General features: G+C 40.1%; 2 protein-coding genes. Both read right to left on the bottom strand.

Annotated features, from left to right (window positions below):
- Window positions 1–13 precede the first annotated feature (13 nt).
- Window positions 14–844, bottom strand: a complete 831-nt coding sequence (locus tag PF272_RS02145) for an OmpA family protein (RefSeq protein WP_271141437.1) — start codon at window positions 842–844, stop codon at window positions 14–16.
- A gap of 31 nt (window positions 845–875) precedes the next feature.
- The coding region (locus PF272_RS02150) for a YadA family autotransporter adhesin (protein WP_271141438.1) at window positions 876–2175 on the bottom strand (1300 nt) is incomplete at its 5' end.

A 2175-nucleotide genomic window follows, 5' to 3' on the forward strand; every position in this document is an offset into this window, starting at 1 on the left:
TATTTTCATACACTTATTCTTTTTTCAATTGACCTACGCCATCTACTTCAATTGAAACTCGACGGTTCGGCTGCAAACACTTCACTTCTTCTTTTGGTGACAAGTCAGCACTACAATCCTGAACAGGATAACGCTCGCCTAAACCTTGTACACTCATCACACCAGCAGGGACACCGCGCGAAACGAGGTATTGTCGTACAGTCTCCGCACGCTGTTTTGAAAGTGCATCATTATAAGCTTCGCTACCTTTATAGTCTGTGTGACCAACAATACGGATAGCACTTACTTTTTCAAAACGTTTAATGTCTTCGGCAAGACGGTCAAGCTTAACATAACCTTCTGGCAAAATATCATTACGACCACTCTTATCGAAGGCAAACAGTGCATCGGCCCCCAAATTCAGAATGTGAGTAGGACCTTTAGCTGGCACTTTCGGTGGACATACAGCATCAACAGGATCTACTGCTCGCCAGAAAAAGCTGCGAGCATACTTATCTTTGTCATAAATTACTTTAAATTGGCAAGTAGTTACATCATTAGTACCTTGACCTGGGGTGTGAAAGTGAAACAAATAGTCCCATTCTCTCACATTGAACATACCCTCATCATAGTGAGGACGACCAATCAGTTTATACAACTGATCTTTTGTCATACCTGCTTTGATGTTAACTAACTCATCAACTGTAGGGAAGGTACCTCGACTATTGTTAAATGTTACAGAATATGGTTCAGGAAAAACCGGTTTATCCGTCGTGCCATCGGCACGAACATTACTCTTAGTCGAACAAGCTACCAGAAAACTCGTTGTTAACAGAACCAAGCTTGTTATTTTAATTTTATTCATAATTAATACCTTAATAAGAAACTATTATTAATTACCATTGGTAACCAACTCCTATCGCACCACCGATATTGCCGCGAGTATTTGTGTTACCTTGAAGCTTCAAGATAACTTTGCCATTATCACTGATACTTGAATAACCTACTGCGAGTGCACTTTGCCCACGGTATGTACCTGTAGCAGCTGCAATCATGGATTTACCAGGAATATAAGCTTGCGGTAACGCCGCAGCGGCGTTAGCTCCTGCAATACCAGCACGTAAATCACGATTTTCGTGATTTACTTTATGCTCCAATACAGCAATATTGTTATATACATTTTGGTTAGTACGTTTTAATTGTCCAACAGTGGCAGCATCGCTATCTACTTCGCCATTAGCAACATTAGTAATCCGATTTCCACCATTGTTTAAACCGTTTTTAGTGATGCGCACATCTTGACCATCAATATTACCTTTACTAATAGTGATACCATCATTATTCACTAGCGTATCGCCAACAGAAATACTATCAACTTTTATATCCTTAGACAAGTTATAAGTAACGTTATTACTGCTCGTAGACTTACTAATCCTGATATTGCCATCAGTATTATTCATATCAACAACTGAACCAGGTTTCACCAAGCTAGCATTAGCTCCTTGAGCACTTAAACTAAAACCAGAGTTATTAATTGCATTGGCGACATCACTTGCTGTTGCGATTGCATTCGGTGCAGCCGGAGTGTTCACGCTACCATCAGTATTATTTGTTAACGGAGTTGTATTCACTGTCAATACACCGTTAGCATTCTTCGTAATGGTCGTGCCATCAGTATTCACTGATAGATCGAACACATTAGAACCAGAGGCATTCTTCGTTGTTGTTACAGTTACTGACTTATCATTCGAAGTCACCTCTTCTTTCGAAGCTGCGATATTCGAGTTGATATTGTTAACCGCAGAGTACAACTGGCTACCATTAACTGCATCTTTGCTCGTTGGAGAAATATCACCATCTGCTACATTAGTGATCTTATCACCATTCATGTTAATGCCATCAGCATTGATGGTTGGACCACCATTGATACTAACGCTATCAAATGTTACATCTTTCTTAGTGGCTACAGTGTATGTTGGATTACCACTCGCATCTGTCGTTGATGTAACCGTGATATTATCACCAGCTGTTACGCCGGTTACTGTATTATTATCTGCCGCAACGGTTAACTTACCATCTACAACTTTGATAGTACTACCATCCACCTGAACATCATATTTAACTGTGCTAGATTTACCATCAGCAGCTGTTTCAACTATCGCTGTTGTCGCATTGCCATTGACAAAGTTCACAGTA

Source organism: Gallibacterium faecale (assembly GCF_027920745.1).
Classification (GTDB): Bacteria; Pseudomonadota; Gammaproteobacteria; order Enterobacterales; family Pasteurellaceae; genus Gallibacterium; species Gallibacterium faecale.

Coding starts and splice junctions, on each gene's coding strand:
- PF272_RS02145 (WP_271141437.1), bottom strand. CDS start 844: ATGAATAAAATTAAAATAACAAGCTTGGTTCTGTTAACAACGAGTTTT.